The organism is Variovorax nivicola, from assembly GCF_051216475.1.
Classification (GTDB): Bacteria; Pseudomonadota; Gammaproteobacteria; order Burkholderiales; family Burkholderiaceae_C; genus Variovorax.
Genome location: NZ_JBPJZK010000002.1, coordinates 146,899 through 165,671, shown reverse-complemented (window position 1 = coordinate 165,671; position 18,773 = coordinate 146,899). Strand labels below are relative to the sequence as shown.

Sequence of the window (18,773 nt, the reverse complement as noted above, 5' to 3'; positions counted from 1 at the left end):
GCGGGCCGGAAACCGCCGTCGTCGAAGTCATCGCGGTGATCCGGTTCAGCGGTAGCTGAATTCGGCTCGGCGATTGAGCTGATAGCCCTCCTCGGTGGTTTCGAGCGATGCTGGTTTTTCCAGGCCCCAGCTGATGGCTTCGACGCGCTCGGCGGGTACGCCGAGCTGCGTGAGCGCGCGCTGTACCGAATCGGCACGGCGCTGGCCCAGCGCGAGGTTGTACTCGCGGCCGCCGCGCTGGTCGGTGTGGCCTTCGATCACGACCCGGCTCGCCGGCCGGTTGCGCAGGAAGCTCGCATGCGCCTCGACGATGTTGCGATCGCCCGGCCTGATGTTGTATTTGTCGAAGTCGAAGTAGACGATCTTCGGCACGCCGGCCGGTCCGTTCTGCACCGGTGGCGGCGGTGCCGGCTCCACCTTCGGCACCGCGGTTGCGGCCTTGTTCGAGTAGTAGTACGTCGCATCGTCGCGCCCTGCTTTCGGAGCTGCGCAACCCACGAGGGCTGCGCCGAGAGCGACGATGGTCAGTGTCCGGAAATTCTTTTTCATATCGGTCCTTTCGCGGGACAGGCCGGTGGTGGCCTGTCCCTGGTGCTGCAGCAGCTACTAGCTCCCTCGCCCCTCTTCCTTCTTTGTCTTTTCGTGATCAGCCCAGCAGACCGTGAAGGATGTTCGTCACGGGCGACACGGTGTGCTCGACCAGGCTGGTGATCGGGGTCACGACATCGGTCACCAGCGGGGTGACTGCATGTTCGACACCGTTCACCACGCTGCTGACAGCGTCTGCCACCGGAGCGGCCGCCGTCGTGGCACCGGCCAGGATGTCGGTCACCGGAGCCGTCACGTCGTGCACTGCGCTCGTCGCGTTCGAGACGATCGGCGCCACGGTGTCGGTCAGGCCGCTGGCGATCGAGGTCACCGGCTGCAGGATGTTGGCCACCGGGCTGTCGGCGCCGGTCAGGCCGCCGAGCAGGCCACCCACCAGGCCGTCCTGACCCAGGAGGCTGCCGACGAGACCGTCGCTACCGAGCAGGCCACCGACCAGGCCGTCATTGCCAAGCAGTCCGCCCACCAGGCCATCGCTGCCGAGCACGCCGCCGAGGAGGCCACCGGCGTCGCCACCAGTCACGCCGCCAAGCAGGCCACCCACCAGGCCGTCGTCGCCGAGGATGCCGCCGAGCAGGCCGCCGGTGTCGCCACCGGTCACACCGCCGAGCACGCCACCCAGCAGGCCGTCGTCACCGAGGATGCCGCCGAGCAGGCCGCCAGCGTCGCCACCGGTCACGCCGCCGAGCACACCACCCAGCAAGCCGTCGTCGCCGAGGATGCCGCCGAGCAAGCCGCCGTCGCCGCCGGTCACACCACCGAGTACGCCGCCCAGCAGGCCGTCGTCACCGAGGATGCCGCCGAGCAGGCCACCGTCGCCACCGGTCACACCGCCGAGCACGCCGCCCAGCAGACCGTCGTCACCGAGGATGCCGCCGAGCAGACCGCCGTCGCCGCCGGTCACACCGCCGAGTACGCCGCCAAGCAAGCCGTCGTCACCAAGGATGCCGCCGAGCAGGCCACCGTCACCGCCGAGTACGCCGCCCAGCAGACCGTCGTCGCCCAAGACGCCGCCGAGGAGACCACCGTCGCCACCGAGCAGACCGCCCAGCAAGCCGTCGTCACCCAGGACACCACCAAGGAGGCCGCCGTCGCCGCCGAGTACGCCGCCAAGCAGGCCGTCGTCACCCAGGACACCGCCGAGGAGACCACCGTCGCCACCGAGCACACCGCCCAGCAAGCCGTCGTCACCAAGAACACCACCAAGGAGGCCGCCGTCGCCGCCGAGTACGCCGCCAAGCAGACCATCGTCACCCAGCACGCCGCCGAGGAGACCACCGTCGCCGCCGAGGAGGCCGCCGTCACCGCCGAGTACGCCGCCCAGCAGACCGTCGTCGCCCAAGACGCCACCAAGGAGACCACCGTCGCCGCCGAGCACGCCGCTCAACAAGCCGTCGTCACCAAGGATGCCGCCGAGGAGACCGCCGTCGCCGCCGAGCACACCGCCCAGGAGGCCGTCGTCGCCCAAGACACCGCCGAGGAGACCGCCGTCGCCGCCGAGCAAACCGCCCAGCAGACCGTCGTCACCCAGGACGCCGCCGAGGAGACCACCGTCGCCACCGAGCACGCCGCCCAGCAAGCCGTCGTCGCCCAGAACACCGCCAAGGAGGCCACCGTCGCCGCCGAGCAGGCCACCCAGCAGGCCGTCGTCACCCAAGACACCGCCGAGGAGACCGCCGTCGCCGCCGAGCACGCCGCCCAGCAGACCGTCGTCACCCAGGACACCGCCAAGGAGACCACCGTCGCCACCGAGCAGACCGCCCAGCAGGCCGTCATCACCCAGGACGCCGCCGAGGAGGCCACCGTCACCGCCGAGCAAACCGCCCAGCAGGCCGTCGTCACCCAGGACTCCGCCAAGGAGACCGCCGTCGCCGCCGAGCAGGCCACCCAGCAGACCGTCATCGCCCAGGACTCCGCCAAGGAGACCGCCGTCGCCACCGAGCAGACCGCCCAGCAGGCCGTCGTCACCCAAGACACCGCCAAGCAGGCCGCCGTCACCACCGAGGACGCCGCCTAACAGGCCGTCGTCACCCAGCACCCCGCCGAGCAGGCCATCGCCCCCCAGCAGGTTGGCCACGCCGTCCGTCAGGTAGTCGACTTGAGCCGTGACACCGTTCAGCAGCGCGGCGGTCGTATTCGCGCCGAGCAGTTGATCTGTCAGCGGGCTCAGCAGGCCGCTCACGCCGCCCGCAACCTGGCCAACGAGGCCGTCGACCGGGTCGAGCACGTTGGGGTCGTTCTCCGTGAAGCTGGTGCCGAGCACCGGGCCCAGCAGGCCGTCGACCGTGTCGGTCAGGCCGTCCGCGACGCCGACAACCGGCCCGAGTACGTTGCCCAGGCCAAGCCCGCCCAGCAGGCCGGTGTTCAGGCCATCGACCAGGTTGCCGAGCACGCCGTCGGCCGGGTCGAGCAGCGCCGCGCCGGTGCCCGGGGTGCCGCCACCGCCGATGCCGTCCAGCAGGCCGCCGAGGAGACCGCCAACGAGGCCGTCTTCACCCAGCAGGCCGCCGACCAGTCCATCGTCGCTCAGCAGGCCACCAACGAGGCCATCCGGCCCGAGCAGGCCGCCAGCAAGGCCGTCGCCGCCGAGCACGCCGCCCAGCAGGCCATCGTCGCCCAGCAGACCACCCACCAGACCGTCGTCGCCGAGCAGGCCGCCCACGAGGCCGTCGCCGCCCAGCAGGCCGCCGACCAGACCGTCATCGCCCAGCACGCCGCCCAAGAGGCCATCGCCACCGAGCAGGCCACCCACCAGACCGTCGTCGCCCAGCAGGCCACCGAGCAGGCCGTCGTCGCCGAGCACACCGCCCAGCAGGCCGTCGCCACCCAGCACGCCACCCAGGAGGCCATCGCCGCCGAGCAGGCCGCCGACGAGGCCATCGTCACCCAGCAGACCGCCAAGCAGGCCGTCGTCGCCGAGCAGGCCACCTACAAGGCCGTCATCACCCAGCACGCCGCCAAGCAGTCCGCCGTCGCCGAGCAAGCCGCCCAGCGGGCCGTCGGAGATAAGGCCGGAGATCGCGCCGTCCTGGCCGAGCAGGCTGTCGACCAGGCCTCCGTGGCCCAGCAGTTCGCCGGTGAGGCCGCCGCTGCCGAGCAGACCCGAGAGGGCGCCGTCGCCGCCGAGCAGACCGCCCACGAGGCCGTCGTCGCCCAGAACGCCGCCCAGTACGCCGCCGTCGCCGAGCAGGCCACCCAGCAGGCCCTCTTCACCCAGCAGGCCGCCGACCAGGCTGCCCACCGCGCCTTCGCCGAGCAGGCCACCGACGATGCCGTCGTCGCCGAGCACGTTGCCCAGCAGGCCGCCCAGTGCGCCGTCTTCGCCCAGCAGGCCGCCGACGATGCCGTCTTCACCAAGCAGGCCGCCTACCAGGCCGTCTTCGGCCAGCAGGCCGGCCACCAGGCTGCCTTCGCCGAGCACGTTGTCGAGCACGCCGCCCAGCAGGCCGTCGTCGCCCACCAGCTGGTCGGTGAGGCCGCCGAGGCCAAGGGCGTCGGTCAGGCCGCTGATGATGCCGTGGTCACCGATCAGGTTGGTCAGGCCGTTGTCCAGCGCGTCGGTCAGGTAGTCGACCTGGCCCAGCACCGTGCCGAGGATGGCGGTGGTGGCACCGGCGCCCAGCAGGTTGTCGAGCGTCGGGCTCAGGGAGTCGCCCAGCAGGCCGGTCACGCTGCCGACAGTGTTGTCGATGGGATCGAACTGGTTGGGATCGTTCGGCGTGAACTCGCTGCCAAGCAGCGGAGCCAGCACGTCGTCGAGCGTGTCGGTCAGGCCGTCGACCACGTTGGTGACCGGCGTGAGCGAGTCGCCAAGGCCGAGCGCATTGCCGAGGCTGTCGGTGATGTGGCCGACGGCGCCGTCGCCTGGATCGAGGAGGTGGTCTGCGTCTGCGTCTGCGTCTGCGTCTGCGTCTGCATCGGCATCGGCATCTGCGTCGGCATCTGCATCTGCATCTGCATCTGCATCGGCATCGGCATCTGCGTCGGCATCTGCATCTGCGTCGGCATCGGCATCTGCGTCGGCATCGGCATCTGCGTCGGCATCGGCATCTGCGTCGGCATCTGCATCTGCATCTGCATCTGCATCGGCATCGGCGTCAGCGTCGGCGTCGGCATCAGCGTCGGCATCGGCATCGGCATCAGCGTCGGCATCCGCATCCGCATCCGCATCCGCATCCGCATCAGCATCAGCATCAGCGTCGGCATCGGCATCGGCATCGGCATCGGCATCGGCATCCGCATCCGCATCGGCGTCAGCATCGGCATCGGCATCACCGTCCGCATCCGCGTCGGCGTCGGCATCTGCGTCCGAGTCGGCATCCGCGTCGGAGTCGACCGGCGTGGTGGGCGTGGTCGGATTGCCCGTACCGACGAGCAGCGGAACAACGTTGTCGCTGCCGCCGCCACCGCCGCTGAGAGCGGCGCCAAGCGCTGCGGCGCCCAGGGCGCCGAGTGCGAATTCACCCAGCCCGATGCCGCTGCCGGCAGCGAGCTTCTTTGTCACGGCCAGGGCAGCGGCATCTGCGTCGCTGTCGGGCGGGGTCACTTGCAGGTCGCCCGAGGCGACATCCACATTCACTTGTTCGAGGCCGCCCGGCAGCTTGGTCGAGCCGATGGTGGCGTCGGTGCCGCCGGTGAACACACCGGCCAGCGGGGCCTTGTTGGTGGCCGATCCGGGGAAGAGAACATTGGCGTGGCCGTCCTGCGGAACGATCACGCGGTCGCCGGCCATCAGCGTCTGATTGCCATCGACGGGAATGCTGACACCGTCGCGCATCACTGCGACACCCGGCGTGGCATTCGATAATGTGCCGATGCTGGACGGGCCAGCAACTGCGGCGGGAGCCGCCGAACCCAGCGAGGCAGGAGCGCCTAGCGGAGTGACGGTGGCTTGGGCAAGGACCACAGGAGCAGCGCTGGCGGCTGCAAGTCCTTCGGTCGAATTGTTCGATGCTTGTGGAGCGGTCATGGCAGCCTCTGTGACAAAAGATGCCTACTAAGGGGCAACTAGCGTGCCGCTTTTTTCGCGCCCCATGCCAAAGCGGTCCAGAGCAATGCAACCTGTTGATTCGTATGGAAATTTTTCTTTAAATGGGGCTTCCACCGGGGTGTGGAAACAGCTCGTAAGAAGGTCATTTGGCGATTCGTTACGTAACGATGTAACGCCCTGTACCCGGAACATCCGACACATCCCGAGGTCCCCGAAGCCGCTTGCGAAGCGGCTCGCGCACACGGCCCCATCCTTCTTTTCTTCTGCTCTATCTATATATGTTCAATCCCTCCCAGGAAGACGTGCGCCGCTTCTTCTGCGACGTGTACGCCAAGCATCGGCAGGGCCTGCCGATGGAAGCGCTCGAGACCATCGCGGCCGGCTGGATCGACGAACACCCCGAGTACCACGAGGACCTTGCCGATGCCGATGCGGCGGTGGCGCGTGTCTACGACGGATCGAACGGGCGCGAGAACCCGTTCCTTCATCTGTCGATGCATCTGTCGATCAGCGAGCAGTGTTCCATCGACCAGCCGCGCGGCATCCGCCAGGCTGTCGAGCTGCTGGCCGCGCGCCGCGGCTCGCTGCTGCATGCGCATCACGAGGCGATGGACTGCCTGGGCCAGATGATGTGGGAGAGCCAGCGCGCGGGCCGGCCGCCGGATGGCGAGGGCTATGTGGCCTGCGTGCAGCGCCGGGCCACGAAAGACTAGTTAAGTCAGTTAGCTGCGGGAGGTTTTCCTGGGCCGTTGCGGCACCGCGCCCTGCTGCTTCGCAGCCTCGCGCAGCAACGCGGCCATGGCGCCGCGCAGCGCCGAGGGCTCGGCATCGCTGCGCTGCAGCAGCCCGACCGGCTCTTCAGTGCCGGCCGTCTCGATGCGCAGTCGCACGAGGCGCCCGTCCGCCAGCTCGCCGCGCGCGGCACCCAGCGGCGTGATCCACACCGCATCGGACACCGTCACCAACCCACGCGCCACCGCCACGTCGAGCGTCTGCAATGCATTGGCCGGCAGCACGAGGCCGCGCGCCGACAGGAAGCTCTCGGTGTTGTGGCGCGGGATCGTGCCCTCGCCGTACACCACCAGCGGATAGGCCAGCACAGCCTGCACCGACGCAGCCTTCTGCGCCAGCGGGTGGCCCGCGCGCACGGCAAACACCAGCGGCTCGGTGTACAGCAGCTCGAAGCTCAGGCCGCCCATCAGGCGCGGATCGCTCATGCGGCCGACCACCAGGTCGAGCTCGCCGGCGCGCAGTTCGTCGAGCAGCGTGGGGTTGGCGGCGCTCTTCACCACGATCTGCACCGAGGGCCGGCTGTCGCGCAGCCGTGCCAGCGCCACCGGCAGCAGCGCCGGCGCCACGCTCGGCAGCGCGCCGATGCGCAGCCGCTCGATACGCTCGCCCGTCATTGGCGCCACGGCCTGCGCGCTGGCGTCGAGCGCCTCGAGCACGCGCAGCGCATGCGCAAGCAACTGCTCGCCGGCGGCCGTGAGGCCCTGCACGCCGCGCCGGCCGGCCTTGCTGCGCTCGACCAGCCGCGTGCCGACGATCGCCTCCAGCTCGGAGAGCGTCTTGGACACCGCCGGCTGGCTCAGCGCCAGCCGTTCGGCCGCGCGCGCGAGGTGGCGCTCCTGCGCCACGGCAACGAGGCAGCGCAGGTGCCGCAACTGCACGTTGCGCACGAAGTCCTGGCGAAGATCGGCGGAGTCTTTCAATGCCTTCTGGTTATTGAGAACGGAGCAATCTTCAATTTACATCATCGGATGCCGCTTCTAAAGTGGCGGCTTCCGGATTCGTCCCACGACAGGAGACAACGTACATGTTGACCAAGACCAAGGGCCCCTCGCCCATCCTCACCCCGCGCGACTGGGAAGCCCACCCCAGCTACGTGTATCCCGGCTACAAGTCGACCGTGAAGCGCGGCCCGCAGAAGCCGCTGATTCCGCTGAAGGCCTCGCTCGGCGAGCTGCAGCAGCCGGTGTACGGCCACGACAGCATCGGCGAGCTCGACAACGACCTCACGCGCAACGCGCGCCGCAACGGCGAGCCGCTGGGCGAGCGCATGATCCTCACGGGCCAGGTGCTCGACGACCGCCGCCGCCCGGTGGCCAACACGCTGGTCGAGCTGTGGCAAGCCAACGCCGCCGGCCGCTACGTGCACAAGGTCGACCAGCACGACGCGCCGCTGGACCCCAACTTCCTGGGCGCAGGCCGCTGCCTGACCGACAGCGAAGGCCGCTACCGCTTCCTCACCATCAAGCCCGGCGCCTACCCCTGGGGCAACCACCCGAACGCCTGGCGCCCGCAGCACATTCACCTGTCGCTGTTCGGCCAGAGCTTCGCGAGCCGACTGGTCACGCAGATGTACTTCCCCGGCGACCCGCTGATGCAGTACGACCCGATGATCACCGGCACGCCCGAGCGCTACCGCAACCGGCTCATCGCCGACTTCAGCCTCGACATCACCGAGGAAGGCTACGCACTGGGCTACCAGTTCGACATCGTGCTGCGCGGCGCAGACGAAACGCCTTTCGAAAACCGCTGAGCCAGGAGACACACACCATGTTGATGACCGCACAGGAAGCCGACTTCGGCCAGACCCCTTCGCAGACCGTGGGCCCCTACTTCGCCTACGGCCTCACCGCCACGCAGTACGGCTACGACTTCGACCAACCCTTCGACGCCGTGCTGGCGCTCGACAAGGCCGCAGGCCAGCGCATCCGCCTCGAAGGCCGGGTGATCGATGGCGACGGCAACCCGATCAACGATGCGCTGGTCGAGATCAGCCAGCCCGACGGCGAAGGCCGCTATCCGCAGACGCCTGAAGAAGCGCGAGCCATCGGCTTTCGCGCCTTCGGTCGCGTCGGCACGGGCACCGCCGAAGGCAACCGCTTCGTGTTTCACACCGTGAAGCCCGGCGCCGAATCGCCCGGCGAAGCACCGCACATCAACCTGATCGTGCTGATGCGCGGCCTGCTGCTGCATGCGTTCACGCGCGCGTACTTCAGCGACGAAGCCGAAGCCAACGCGAAAGACGCAGTGCTGCAGAGCGTGCCGGCCGATCGCCGCCACACGCTGATCGCAGAGCGCGTGGAGCAAGGCGGCGCGGTGACGTATCGCTTCGACATCCGCATGCAGGGCACTGACGAGACTGCCTTCTTCGACGTCTGATCTCAGGGAAATCCCGGACGCAAAAAAGCCCGCTCGCAGCGGGCTTTTTTGTTATGGGCGAAGTGCTTATTCAGCGCCGTGGTGAATGCGCGATTCGGGCACCGTCTTCAGTTCACCGGGCAGCGAGCTGATGTAGCTGGCCAGCGTCTTGAGTTCGGCGTTGGTGAACTTCTTGTCTTCGACCTGCTGGCCCATCACCGCATTCGAGCGGCCAAGGTGCGGGTTGTTCTTCACGCGGTACGACTTGAGCGCGACGAACAGGTAGTCGGCATGCTGGCCGGCCAGCTTGGGCACGGTGCCGTCGTTCGGCGTGTTGAAGTTGGCACCGTGGCACTTGGTGCAGTTGTTGTCGGCGTTGCGGGTGACGAGCGCCTCGATGTTCGAGGGCGTGGCCTTGGCAAGCGTGGCCGGTGGTGCGCTGCCGTCCTTCAGACCCAACTGGCTGTAGTAAGCAGAGAGGTCGGCGATGTCCTGATCGGTGAGCGTGTCGGCAATGGCACGCATGGTGGGATGCTTGCGGTCGCCGCCCTTGTATGCGGTGAGCGCGGCCGTGATGTACGTGGCGCTCTGGCCGGCGATCATCGGCACCTTGTGGATCTCGGGGAAGCTGGCCTGGTAGCCAATGATGCCGTGGCAGCCCACGCACATCGCAACCTTCTTTGCTCCGTCCTGGGCCTTGCCAGTGACTTGCTGGGCTTCAGCCGAGACCGTCACGCAAGCGACAGCAAGGGCAAACATCGTGGTCAACAACTTGTTCATTTTGCGCGCACAATCTCGTGGAGAGTACAGTTTTTCGAATCAACATTCGATTATATGCAGGGGTCCCCTGGAACCCTGTGCAGGCCAACCCTGAGGCTGCACAACGCGTGTCGAGTGTGTTCTTTTCTCCACCCCAGCCTCCGTCTCACTCATCTCACTCATGAAATTCCAGGGCTCAGACAATTACGTCGCCACGCAAGACCTGATGCTCGCGGTCAATGCGGCCATCACTCTCAAGCGCCCGCTGCTCGTCAAGGGCGAGCCCGGCACGGGCAAGACCATGCTGGCCGAGGAAGTGGCCCAGTCGCTCGGCCTGCCGCTGCTGCAGTGGCACATCAAGTCGACCACCAAGGCGCAGCAGGGCCTGTATGAATACGACGCCGTGAGCCGCCTGCGCGACTCGCAGCTCAAAGACGTCGACGGCGGCGAGCGCGTCAAGGACATCCAGAACTACATCATCAAGGGCGTGCTCTGGCAGGCCTTCACGGCCGACCAGCCGGTGGCGTTGCTCATCGACGAAATCGACAAGGCCGACATCGAATTCCCGAACGACCTGCTGCGCGAAATCGACCGCATGGAGTTCTATTGCTACGAGACGCGCGAGCTCATCCGCGCCAAGCACCGCCCGGTGGTGTTCATCACCTCGAACAATGAGAAGGAGCTGCCCGACGCCTTTCTGCGCCGCTGCTTCTTCCACTACATCAAGTTCCCCGATGCCGAGACGATGAAGCACATCGTCGCCGTGCACTTCCCCGGCCTCAAGCAGGAGCTGCTCACCGCCGCAATGAAGACCTTCTACGACGTGCGCAACCTGCCCGGCCTGAAGAAGAAGCCCTCGACCTCCGAACTGCTCGACTGGCTCAAGCTGCTGGTGGCCGAAGACATTCCGCTCGAAGCGCTGCAGAGCAAGGACGACAAGGTCGCCGTACCACCGCTGGTGGGCGCGCTGCTCAAGAACGAACAGGACGTGACCTTGTTCGAGAAGCTCGTCTTCATGCAACGCAACAACCGATAGACGGGTGAGCCGATGAGCCAGACGCCGCATCCCACCGGGCAGTTGATGAAGCTGGGCATCGCCCAGGCAGTGCTGTTCGTGCTGGGTGCGCTGCTCGGCCGCGGGCTCGGGCTGCTGCTGGGCCTCGATGCCTTCGGCGCCGCCGGTTACGGCAACAAGGAAATCTTCGGGATCCTGCTGATCGGCCTGGGCGGCGGTGGCGGGGTGCAACTGGCGCGCGCCTGGTACGTGCGCAAGTATGGCGACCCCAAAGGCTGATGAGAACACAAGAGAGTTTGAAATGGCGTTCGTCGAACCCGTCACGCTGAAGGCCCGCGGCATCGCACTGGTGCCGCTGTCGCTGGCCCACGAAGAAGGCCTGCGCGCCGCAGCTGCCGACGGCGAGCTGTGGAAACTGCGCGTCACCTCCGTGCCCGAGCCACAGGACACACGCGCCTACATCGAGACTGCGCTGAAAACGGCTGACCGCTTCGCCTTCGCAGTGACCGACGAGGCCACCGGCACCGTGCTCGGCAGCACCAGCTTCCACGACATCCTGCCGGGCGTGAAGCGCGTGGAGATCGGCTACACGTGGTACGCCGCGCGCTGCCACCGCACGCACGTCAACACCACCTGCAAGCTGCTGATGCTCACGCACGCCTTCGACACGCTGGGCTGCAACGTGGTGGGCTGGCGCACCGACAACTTCAACTACGCCTCGCAGCGCGCCATCGAGCGCCTGGGCGCGAAGAAAGACGGCGTGATCCGCGGCCACGTGATGCGCCGCGACGGCACCATCCGCGACACCGTCATGTACAGCCTGCGCGCGGGCGAATGGCCCGAGGTGAAAGCCCAGCTGCTGTACCTGCTCGACAAGCCGCGCGGCTGAAACACAAGGAGCGCTCCATGCTCATCGACTTCTTCTACACGCTGCGCTCGGCCAAGCTGCCGGTGTCGGTCAAGGAATACCTCACGCTGCTCGAGGCCCTGCAGGCCGACGTGGTGGGGCCCAATTCCGACGGCGCCTACGGTATCGACGACTTCTACTACCTCTCGCGCACCGCGCTCGTGAAGGACGAGAAGCACTACGACAAGTTCGACCGCGCCTTCGCCGCCTACTTCAAGGGCGTCGAGATGCTGACCGACTTCACGAAGGAAGTGCCGCTCGACTGGCTCAAGAAGACGCTGGAGCGCGAGTTCACGGCTGAAGAGAAGGCCAAGATCGAGAAGATGGGCTGGGACGAGCTCATGGAAACGCTCAAGAAGCGCTTCGAGGAGCAGAAGGAGCGCCACGAGGGCGGCAGCAAGTGGATCGGCACCGGCGGCACCTCGCCCTTCGGCAACGGCGGCTACAACCCGCAGGGCATCCGCATCGGCGGCGCGGGCAAGAACAGGAGCGCCGTGAAGGTGTGGGACCAGCGCGCCTACAAGGACTACGACGACACGCAGGAGCTGGGTACGCGCAACATCAAGGTCGCGCTGCGCCGGCTGCGCAAGTTCGCGCGCGAAGGCCATGACGAAGAGCTGGACCTCGACGACACCATCCATTCGACCGCGGCCAACGCCGGCTTCCTCGACATCAAGATGCGGCCCGAGCGCCACAACAACGTCAAGGTGCTGCTGCTGATGGACGTGGGCGGCACGATGGACGAGCACATCCAGCGCGTCGAAGAACTGTTCTCGGCCGTGAAGACCGAGTTCAAGCACCTCGAATTCTTCTACTTCCACAACTGCGTGTACGACTTCATGTGGAAGAACAACAAGCGCCGCTTCTCCGAGAAGTTTGCGACCTGGGACATCCTGCGCAAGTACAACAAGGACTACAAGCTCATCTTCGTCGGCGACGCCACGATGAGCCCCTACGAGATATTGCAGCCCGGTGGCAGCGTCGAATACAACAACGAAGAGGCCGGCGCCGAGTGGATCCAGCGCCTGACACACACCTTTCCGAAGTTCGCGTGGATCAACCCTGAGCCGCAGGGCGTGTGGCAGTACCGCCAGAGCATCGCGGTGATGCAGCAGCTCATGTCGAACCGCATGTACCCCCTGACCCTGCGAGGCCTCGAAGAAGCGATGCGCATGCTGTCCAAGTAGGACGAAGCCATCTGTATCCGGACGCTTCAGGAACCGGCGAATCTTGCTGTCAGAATCCGCCCATGGTCAGGGTGGTTTCAGTTTCCTTGCCGGCGTGGTGGCCGGCTTTGCTTTTTTCCGGCGTCCTGCTCTTGCAAGGCTGCAGCCTGCTGCCGAAAAAAGAGGCCGCTGAAGACAATAAGCCAGTGGCCGGCCTCGTGCGCAGCGGCGCCGCAGCCGACAGCGCAACCACCAGGAACGACGACAAGGACGACGGCAAGGAAAAGGCCGACAAGCGCGACGCCTTCACCGTCGACGTGCGCGGCCCAGAGGCCGTGCGCGACTACCTCAAGCTGCACCTCGAAATCCAGCGCTACCGCGAACTCGACGACCTCGGCGCCACGGAAATCTCCCGCCTCATGGTGGCCGCCGAAGCCAATGCGCGCGAGCTGCTCGGCACCATGGGCTACTTCTCGCCCACGCTGACACTCGAACTCAACGAGACACCCGAAAGCACCAAGGCCCCGCGCGAGATCGTCATCACCGTCTCGCCCGGCGAGAGCACCAAGGTGAGCAACGTGCAGATCAGCTACGGTGGCCCGATCGCAAACGATGCCACCGCCGAGTCGCAGCGCGATTCGATCCGCACCAACTGGGCCCTGCGCGCCGGCCAGCCCTTCACCCAGCAGGCCTGGGACGATGCCAAGACCACCGCACTGCGCAGCCTCACCGCCAGGCGCTTTCCCACCGGCAGCATCGAGATCAGCCGCGCTGAAGTGGACGCCGACCGCAGCGAGGCCCGCCTCAGCGTCACCTACCAGTCGGGCCCGGCCTACAAGTTCGGCCCGCTCATGCTGCATGGCATCCAGCGCTACGACCCCGACGGCGCGCGCCGCATCGCGCGCCTGCCCAGCGGACAGGACTACGACCAGCAGAAGCTGCTCGATGCCCAGCAGCGCCTGGCCAGCAGCGGCTACTACGACTCGGTGTTCCTCACGCTCGACACCGAGAGCGGCAACCCGCTGGCCGCGCCCGTGATCGCGCAGCTGCGCGAGGCGCCGCTGCAGAAGGTGGTAATGGGCGTGGGCTTCACCACCGACAACGGCCCGCGCCTGTCGATCGACCACATCCACAACCAGATTCCGCTGCTGGGCTGGCGCTCCGTCTCGCGGCTGTCGGTCGACAACGACATCAAGTCGCTCGGCACCGAGTGGAAGGCGATTCCCGACGACCGGGGCTGGCAATGGTTCTCGGGCGCCGAGCTGAAGAGCGAGCAATCGGGCAGCTACGTGGTCGACAGCGGGCGCCTGCGCGGCGGGCGCAGCAAGTCGGGCGACCACATCGACCGCAGCTACTTCCTGCAGTACGACTATGCGCAGAACCGCGGCATCAACGCACCGCCCTCGGCCTCTGCCGTGACGGCCAACTGGGGCTGGACCGGTCGCTATTTCGACGACAACGCAGCGCCATCGCGCGGCTACGGCCTCGCGCTCGAAGTGGCCGCGGGCTACACGCTCACCGGCGAGCAGACGCCCTTCACGCGCACCTACGCGCGCTGGCTTGGCGTGCTGCCGCTGGGCTCGGCGGACGACAAAGAAGCGCGCGCGCGCCGCAGCCGCCTGCAGCTGCGCGTGGAGGCCGGCGCAGTGTCGGCCAAAGACAGCGCGCAGATCCCGTCCACGCTGATGTTCCTGACCGGCGGCGACACCACCGTGCGCGGCTACAGCTACAAGCAGATCGGCACCGTGCGCGCCGATGGCCAGACCGTTGCGGGCCGCTACCTCGGCGTGGCCAGCGTGGAGTGGCAGCGCCCCTTCGTCTACAACGGCAAGCTCACCGAATGGGAGAGCGTGGTATTCGCCGATGCCGGCGCCGTGGCCGACAAGCCCGGCGAGCTCAAGCCCAAGGTGGGCGTGGGCGTGGGCGCGCGCTGGCGCAGCCCCGTGGGACCGGTGCAGGCCGACCTGGCCTACGGCGTCGATACGAAGAAATTCCGCCTGCACTTCCGCCTCGGTTTCACTTTCTGATTTTTTTCTTGATGCAGACCGACGCCGATCCCACGCCAACGCCACCCATCTCCCGCCGCTCGCGCGCGCGGCGGGCGATGCGCGCCCTGGCCTGGACCGTGGCCGGCCTGCTGCTCGCCGTGGTGCTGCTGGTCGCGGGCGCGTGGTGGTGGCTGGGCTCGAACACTTCGCTTGCCTTCGCGATCGCTCAGGCGGCGCAACGGCTGCCGGCCGGGCAGACGCTCGAAAGCCGCGACGTGAGCGGCTCGCTGCGCACCGGCGGCCACATCGGCTGGCTCAAGTACCAGAGCGAGAGCATCGTCGTCGAAGTGAACGACGCCACCATCGGCTGGCAGCTAGCGCCGCTGCTGCAACGCAAGGTGCAGCTCGGCGAGGTGCACGCGAAGCAGGTACTCATCGAAAAGCGCGGCCCGCCCAGCGACAAGCCCACCGAGCCGCTCGAACAGCTCGCGCTGCCGATCGAGGTCGAGCTACCCTTCCGCATCGACGAACTGCGCTGGGCCGGTCCGCCCGTGCTGCAGGCGCTCAACCTCTCGGGCAGCTACAGCTACAAGGCCGCCGAGCATGTGCTCGAGGTCAAGGGCGTGGACATTGCCGACGGCCACTACAGCACCCGCGTGAAGCTGCAAGGCCCCGCGCCCATGGCCATCGACGCGTCGCTCGACGGCCGCGTGAAGGCACCTCTGGCCGAGGACCACAACATCGACGTGCTCGCCACCGCCACCGTGAAGGGCACGCTCGCCGGCACCGCCGCGCGGCTGCAGGTAGCAGCCGAATTGAAGCCGGCCGAAGAGAACGCCGACGCGCCGATGGAAGCCAGCCTGCAAGCGCAGATCGCGCCCTGGCTGCCCCAGCCGGTGATCGACGCGAAGGCCGACCTGCGCAACGTCGATGCGTCCAGTCTGTGGCCCGGCGCGCCCCAGACGCAGCTCACCGGCACGGTCGAACTGCAGCCCGACGCCGACACCGGCCCCGCCGCATGGAAGGCCTCGGCCGACATCCGCAACGCCGTGCCCGGCCCGTGGGACAAAGAGAAACTGCCGCTCGAACAGATGCAGGCCAAGGTCGGCTTCGACGGCACGAGCTGGACCGTTCCCGAAGCCACCGTGCGCGCGGGCGGCGGACGCATCGACGCGGCCGGCAAGTGGAGCCCCGCACCGTCGCCCTGGCAGGCGCAGGCCACCGCGCGCGGCGTGCGGCCCGGCGCGCTGTACAGCGAACTCTCCGGCGCGCCAGTCAGCGGGCAGCTCAAGGCCGAACAGAAGGAAAGCACCATCACCTTCGACGGTGCCTTGCGCGCAGAGGGCGGCGCCGGCAGCAAGGCCCTGCCCGGCTTCGCGCTCGACCGCGCGCTGGCCCAGGGCCAATGGAAAGACCAGGTGCTCGACCTGCGCACGCTGCGCATCGAGGCCCAGCGCGCCAGCGTCGACGGCCGCCTGCAGGTGCGCGTGGCCGAGCAGGCAGCCAGCGGCAAGCTCAACCTCGTGCTGCCGGGCGGCAGCGCGCAGGTCGATGGCCGCATCGCGCCCAGCGCAGGCGGCGGCGACATCAAGGTCAGCATCGACGACGCTGACACCGTGCAGCGCTGGGTGCAGGGCTTGCCTGAGCTGTCAGGCGTGTTCGGCAACGCCAGCGCCAAGGGCTCCGCGAAGCTCGACGCCAGCTGGCAAGGCGGCTGGCAGACCATCCAGCACCGACTTGAAAACCCCAACGCGCCCGCGCAGCGCGGCAGCGCCGAGCCCAGCCTCAAGGCCATGCTCGGTGTACCGCGACTCGACCTGAGCCTGCCCTCGGCCACGCCCGGCGGTACGACAACCGCCGTGCAACTGCGCGACCTGCGCGCCGACTTCGAAGGCAGCCTCGCGCAGGCCTCGCTCACGCTGAAGGGCGAAGCCGCCACCGGCACGCAGAAGTTCAACATCGACACCCGCGCCAGCGGCGGCATCGCAGGCGCCGGCCAATGGCGCGCGGCGCTTGCCAGCCTGAAGCTGCAGGCACAAGACAGCGCCCGCCCCGGCGACCCGTGGGTGCTGGAGCTGAGCCGCGAGGTCACGGCAACCATCCGCACCACCAGCGGCAACGCGCCCCGCCTCGACGTCGAAGCCTCCGCTGCCGCGGCCACCTTGCGCGGCCCGGTGCCCGGCACCGTGCGCATCGACTGGCAGCCGCTGCGCTTCAGCCAGAGCGGCGCGGCGCCCAACCGCGTGTTCCGCGTGCAATCGAAGGGCCAGTTGCAGGGCTTGCCGATGGCCTGGGCCGGCGCGTTCGGCGCCAACACCACGCTCGGCGAATACGGCATCAGCGGCGACCTGATGTTCAACGGCGACTGGGACATCGACGCCGGCGACACGCTGCGCGCCAAGGCCCGCATCGGGCGCCAGAGCGGCGACATCCGCGTGCAGGCCGGCGAGGCCGCGCTCGTCACGCGCATCACCAGCACCGGAACGGGCACTGCGAGCGAACGCACGATGAACTCCTCCTCCGGGAACGGCGACGCACCCAGCACGCCGGCCGGCCTGCGCCAGGCCGAGCTGCGGCTCGATGCCGAAGGCGACGCGGTGCACGCCGTTCTCGCGTGGGACAGCGAGCGCGCCGGCAAGATCGACGCCGACATCAACACCCGCGTGCAGCAGCGCGCCGGTGGCTGGCAGTGGGCACCCGACGCACCGCTGGGCGGCACCATCAAGGCCGCGCTGCCGAACCTCGGCGTGTGGTCGATGCTCGCGCCGCCGGGCTGGCGCATTGCCGGCACGCTCGACGCAGGCGCCACGCTGTCGGGCAACCGCGCCGTGCCGCGCTGGAACGGCACGCTGGGCGCCGACAAGCTCGCACTGCGCGCACCGGTCGAAGGGCTGGACCTGCGCGACGGCCGCCTGCGCGCCACGCTCAGCGGCGAGCGCATCGAGATCACCGAATTCACGCTCAAAGGCGGCACCGGCAGCTCCGCGCGCATCGCCGGCCAGAGCGGCAACCGCAGCACCTCGGCCAGCGAGGCCCGCAGCGACGGCGGCACCCTCTCGGCCAGCGGCGACCTCAGCTGGGGCCCCGCCAGCGGCACGGCCTCGGGCATCCGCATGGCCCTGCAGGGCCAGCTGCGCGCGTTGCGCGTGCTGGTGCGAACCGACAGGCAGGTCACGCTCTCGGGCGATGTGCAGGCGCGGCTCGACAACGGCCAGTTCAATGTGCGCGGCAAGCTCAAGACCGACCGCGCCGTCATCATCCTGCCCGACGAAACTGCGCCCAGCCTGGGCAGCGACGTCGTCGTGCGCTCCACCGCCAAGGACCGCGAGGCCACCGAAACGGCGCAGCGCGAATCCGCCCAGGCCGACGCACAGGCCGCCAAGCCGCAGACTGCCAAGCCGCCGGACATCGTCGTCAACTTCGACCTGGGCGACGACTTCGCGGTGCAGGGCCGCGGCATCACCACGCGGCTCGAAGGCAACCTGGAGATCCGCAGCACGAGGCTGAATGCTCCGCCGCGCATCACCGGCGAGGTGAAGACCGTGAAGGGCCAGTACCGCGCCTACGGCCAGCAGCTCGACGTGGAAACCGGCGTGGCGCGTTTCAACGGCCCCTTCGACAACCCGGCGCTGGACGTCCTGGCGATCCGCCCGAACCTGTCGCAGCGCGCGGGCGTGCAGATCACCGGCACCGCGCAATCGCCGCGCGTAAAGCTCTACTCGGAGCCCGCGCTGTCCGATGCCGAAACGCTGTCATGGGTGATCCTGGGCCGCGCGTCGGCCACCAGCGGCGGCGAATCTGCGCTGCTGCAGCAGGCCGCGCTGTCGCTGCTCGGCAAGATCGGCGGCGGTGGCACCGGCGGCAGCCTGGCCAGCCGCTTCGGCCTGGACGAACTCGGCTTCAAGGGGCCGGGCAGCGGCGGCGACCTGCGCGAGTCGGCGGTCACGCTGGGCAAGCGGCTCTCGAAAGATTTCTACATCACCTACGAACGCAGCATCGGCGGCACATTCGGCACGCTCTTCATCTTCTACGACCTGACGACGCGGCTCACGCTGCGCGGACAGGCGGGACAGACCAGCGGGCTCGACCTGATCTACACCGTGAAGTACGACTGAGCGCGGGTTGTCCCGCAGTGGCCGGACTTCGGTCTTGACCCGCTTGACCTGTTTCGCGCGCGCGTGATAAGAACCGTCTT

General features: G+C 68.2%; 13 protein-coding genes. 9 read left to right on the top strand and 4 right to left on the bottom strand.

The window, feature by feature from the left end:
- Positions 1 to 45: 45 nt before the first annotated feature.
- Positions 46 to 549: a peptidoglycan-associated lipoprotein Pal gene (pal, locus tag ACSFBF_RS09280; RefSeq protein ID WP_435466208.1), complete on the bottom strand. Its 504-nt coding sequence runs from the start codon at positions 547 to 549 to the stop codon at positions 46 to 48.
- A gap of 97 nt (positions 550 to 646) precedes the next feature.
- Positions 647 to 5,575, bottom strand: a complete 4,929-nt coding sequence (locus ACSFBF_RS09275; RefSeq protein ID WP_435466206.1) for a hypothetical protein — start codon at positions 5,573 to 5,575, stop codon at positions 647 to 649.
- Positions 5,576 to 5,874: 299 nt separating this feature from the next.
- On the opposite strand from ACSFBF_RS09275, the gene ACSFBF_RS09270 reads away from it, so the two are divergent.
- Positions 5,875 to 6,309 carry a DUF1841 family protein gene (locus ACSFBF_RS09270; protein ID WP_007838777.1) on the top strand — a complete coding sequence of 145 codons (435 nt, stop codon included), beginning with the start codon at positions 5,875 to 5,877 and terminating at the stop codon, positions 6,307 to 6,309.
- A gap of 9 nt (positions 6,310 to 6,318) precedes the next feature.
- On the opposite strand, the gene ACSFBF_RS09265 is transcribed toward ACSFBF_RS09270, so the two are convergent.
- Positions 6,319 to 7,308, bottom strand: a complete 990-nt coding sequence (locus tag ACSFBF_RS09265; protein WP_435466204.1) for a LysR substrate-binding domain-containing protein — start codon at positions 7,306 to 7,308, stop codon at positions 6,319 to 6,321.
- Between the two features lie 104 nt (positions 7,309 to 7,412).
- On the opposite strand from ACSFBF_RS09265, the gene pcaH reads away from it, so the two are divergent.
- Both pcaH and pcaG read left to right on the top strand, forming a co-directional pair.
- Positions 7,413 to 8,138 (top strand): protocatechuate 3,4-dioxygenase subunit beta, encoded by a 726-nt coding sequence (gene pcaH / locus ACSFBF_RS09260; RefSeq protein WP_435466202.1) that lies wholly within the window; start codon positions 7,413 to 7,415, stop codon positions 8,136 to 8,138.
- 17 nt (positions 8,139 to 8,155) lie between these two features.
- A complete protein-coding gene (gene pcaG, locus ACSFBF_RS09255; protein WP_435466200.1) occupies positions 8,156 to 8,764 on the top strand; it encodes a protocatechuate 3,4-dioxygenase subunit alpha in 609 nt (202 codons plus the stop codon).
- A gap of 66 nt (positions 8,765 to 8,830) precedes the next feature.
- Here the strand turns inward: pcaG and ACSFBF_RS09250 are convergent, their stop codons facing one another.
- The gene (locus ACSFBF_RS09250) at positions 8,831 to 9,523 is read right to left on the bottom strand and encodes a c-type cytochrome (RefSeq protein ID WP_435466198.1); all 693 of its coding nucleotides are present in this window, start codon (positions 9,521 to 9,523) and stop codon (positions 8,831 to 8,833) included.
- A gap of 160 nt (positions 9,524 to 9,683) precedes the next feature.
- Here ACSFBF_RS09250 and ACSFBF_RS09245 point away from each other — a divergent pair, with 160 nt between their 5' ends.
- The 6 genes from ACSFBF_RS09245 (at position 9,684) to ACSFBF_RS09220 (ending at position 18,693) form a co-directional block, all read left to right on the top strand.
- Complete coding sequence (locus ACSFBF_RS09245) at positions 9,684 to 10,538, top strand: AAA family ATPase (RefSeq protein WP_093057534.1); 855 nt, start codon at positions 9,684 to 9,686, stop codon at positions 10,536 to 10,538.
- Between the two features lie 12 nt (positions 10,539 to 10,550).
- Positions 10,551 to 10,796, top strand: a complete 246-nt coding sequence (locus tag ACSFBF_RS09240; RefSeq protein ID WP_093057533.1) for a hypothetical protein — start codon at positions 10,551 to 10,553, stop codon at positions 10,794 to 10,796.
- A 22-nt stretch (positions 10,797 to 10,818) separates the two neighbouring features.
- Positions 10,819 to 11,406, top strand: a complete 588-nt coding sequence (locus tag ACSFBF_RS09235; RefSeq protein ID WP_435466195.1) for a GNAT family N-acetyltransferase — start codon at positions 10,819 to 10,821, stop codon at positions 11,404 to 11,406.
- Between the two features lie 17 nt (positions 11,407 to 11,423).
- Positions 11,424 to 12,611 (top strand): vWA domain-containing protein, encoded by a 1,188-nt coding sequence (locus ACSFBF_RS09230; RefSeq protein WP_339092446.1) that lies wholly within the window; start codon positions 11,424 to 11,426, stop codon positions 12,609 to 12,611.
- Between the two features lie 62 nt (positions 12,612 to 12,673).
- The gene (locus tag ACSFBF_RS09225; protein ID WP_435466193.1) at positions 12,674 to 14,617 is read left to right on the top strand and encodes an autotransporter assembly complex protein TamA; all 1,944 of its coding nucleotides are present in this window, start codon (positions 12,674 to 12,676) and stop codon (positions 14,615 to 14,617) included.
- Positions 14,618 to 14,628: 11 nt separating this feature from the next.
- On the top strand, positions 14,629 to 18,693 hold the full coding sequence (locus ACSFBF_RS09220) for a translocation/assembly module TamB domain-containing protein (RefSeq protein ID WP_435467390.1): 4,065 nt from the start codon (positions 14,629 to 14,631) through the stop codon (positions 18,691 to 18,693).
- Positions 18,694 to 18,773 lie beyond the last annotated feature (80 nt).

Coding starts and splice junctions, on each gene's coding strand:
- pal (WP_435466208.1), bottom strand. CDS start 549: ATGAAAAAGAATTTCCGGACACTGACCATCGTCGCTCTCGGCGCAGCC.
- ACSFBF_RS09275 (WP_435466206.1), bottom strand. CDS start 5,575: ATGACCGCTCCACAAGCATCGAACAATTCGACCGAAGGACTTGCAGCC.
- ACSFBF_RS09270 (WP_007838777.1), top strand. CDS start 5,875: ATGTTCAATCCCTCCCAGGAAGACGTGCGCCGCTTCTTCTGCGACGTG.
- pcaH (WP_435466202.1), top strand. CDS start 7,413: ATGTTGACCAAGACCAAGGGCCCCTCGCCCATCCTCACCCCGCGCGAC.
- pcaG (WP_435466200.1), top strand. CDS start 8,156: ATGTTGATGACCGCACAGGAAGCCGACTTCGGCCAGACCCCTTCGCAG.
- ACSFBF_RS09250 (WP_435466198.1), bottom strand. CDS start 9,523: ATGAACAAGTTGTTGACCACGATGTTTGCCCTTGCTGTCGCTTGCGTG.
- ACSFBF_RS09245 (WP_093057534.1), top strand. CDS start 9,684: ATGAAATTCCAGGGCTCAGACAATTACGTCGCCACGCAAGACCTGATG.
- ACSFBF_RS09240 (WP_093057533.1), top strand. CDS start 10,551: ATGAGCCAGACGCCGCATCCCACCGGGCAGTTGATGAAGCTGGGCATC.
- ACSFBF_RS09235 (WP_435466195.1), top strand. CDS start 10,819: ATGGCGTTCGTCGAACCCGTCACGCTGAAGGCCCGCGGCATCGCACTG.
- ACSFBF_RS09230 (WP_339092446.1), top strand. CDS start 11,424: ATGCTCATCGACTTCTTCTACACGCTGCGCTCGGCCAAGCTGCCGGTG.
- ACSFBF_RS09225 (WP_435466193.1), top strand. CDS start 12,674: ATGGTCAGGGTGGTTTCAGTTTCCTTGCCGGCGTGGTGGCCGGCTTTG.
- ACSFBF_RS09220 (WP_435467390.1), top strand. CDS start 14,629: ATGCAGACCGACGCCGATCCCACGCCAACGCCACCCATCTCCCGCCGC.